Raw genomic sequence first — 1,249 nt, 5'->3', positions numbered from 1 at the left:
CACGCTGGCCCTGCAGGCCACGCCATCGCGCGCGCTGCTGGGCGCGCTGGTGGTGGGCAACTTCGCCTGGGTGGCGGCCTGCCTCGCGCTGCTCTTCGGCGGCCTGGTCTCGCCCACGCCACTGGGCCAGGCCTACCTCGGCGTGCAGGCCGTCGCCGTGCTGGTGCTGGCCGAGCTGCAATGGATGGCCCTGCGGCGCCAGCGGCCGACCGCCCTGGCCTGAGGCGTGTGCGCCAGCGCACAGATGCGCGCGCGCCGAGCGCCTACGCTGGATGGGCGCCCGTGACGGACGGTCCGTCACCGGCGCATCCCATCTCACTGCACAAGGACAACCACCATGACGCTCGGAACCATCCTCCTGATCATCCTCATCCTGATCCTGCTTGGCGTGTTTCCCACATGGCCCCACAGCCGCGGCTGGGGTTACGGGCCCAGTGGCGTGCTGGGGGTGGTGCTCATCATCGTGATCGTGCTGCTGCTCACCGGCCGTTTGTGACGCAATTCATGGCCGTCAGCACGGATTAGCGGGCTCCTGACAGAATGGACCGGTGTTTCACCGATTCCGTCAGGAGCCCCACATGCCCACGACCAGCCATTTCTCCCATCCCTTCGCGTCCACCGTCAAAACCTTCAAGACCGCTTCGGGCAAGAGCGGCCGCTTCTATTCCCTGCCGGCGCTGGCCAAGCAATATCCCTCGGTGAAGCGCCTGCCGGTGTCGCTGCGCATCGTGCTGGAGAGCGTGCTGCGCCATTGCGATGGCGAGCGCGTCACGCCCGAGCACGTGGCGCAACTCGCGCAATGGCAACCCAACACCGCGCGCACCGACGAAATTCCCTTTACCGTGGCGCGCGTGGTGCTGCAGGACTTCACGGGCGTGCCCCTGCTGGCCGACCTGGCCGCCATGCGCAGCGTGGCCCAGCGCCTGGGCCAGGACCCCAAGAAGATCGAGCCCCTTGTCCCGGTGGACCTGGTGGTGGACCACTCGGTCATGGTGGACCACTACGGCACCAAGCAGGCGCTCGACCTCAACATGAAGCTGGAGTTCCAGCGCAACAACGAGCGCTACCAGTTCATGAAGTGGGGCATGCAGGCCTTCGACACCTTCGGCGTGGTGCCACCAGGCTTCGGCATCGTGCACCAGGTCAACCTGGAGTACCTGGCGCGCGGCGTGCACATGAAGGGCGGCATGTACTACCCCGACACCCTGGTGGGCACCGACAGCCACACCACCATGATCAACGGCATCGG

General features: G+C 66.9%; 2 protein-coding genes and 1 pseudogene. All 3 read left to right on the top strand.

What is annotated here, in order from left to right; genetic code table 11:
- Nucleotides 1-223 (top strand): annotated as a pseudogene (locus KIT86_RS25145) (hypothetical protein); the annotation flags it as partial.
- 114 nt (nucleotides 224-337) lie between these two features.
- Nucleotides 338-496: a DUF3309 family protein gene (locus KIT86_RS25140; protein WP_297403479.1), complete on the top strand. Its 159-nt coding sequence runs from the start codon at nucleotides 338-340 to the stop codon at nucleotides 494-496.
- 82 nt (nucleotides 497-578) lie between these two features.
- A partial coding sequence (locus tag KIT86_RS25135; RefSeq protein ID WP_297403477.1) for an aconitase family protein occupies nucleotides 579-1,249 on the top strand: 671 nt, incomplete at its 3' end.

The sequence above is a fragment of the Hydrogenophaga sp. genome, assembly GCF_026125825.1.
In the GTDB taxonomy this organism is placed as follows: domain Bacteria; phylum Pseudomonadota; class Gammaproteobacteria; order Burkholderiales; family Burkholderiaceae_C; genus Hydrogenophaga.
This window is presented reverse-complemented; position numbering and strand designations above follow the sequence as displayed.

Bases quoted from the DNA above. Each gene is read 5' to 3' on its own strand.
- KIT86_RS25140 (WP_297403479.1), top strand. From the start codon at position 338: ATGACGCTCGGAACCATCCTCCTGATCATCCTCATCCTGATCCTGCTT.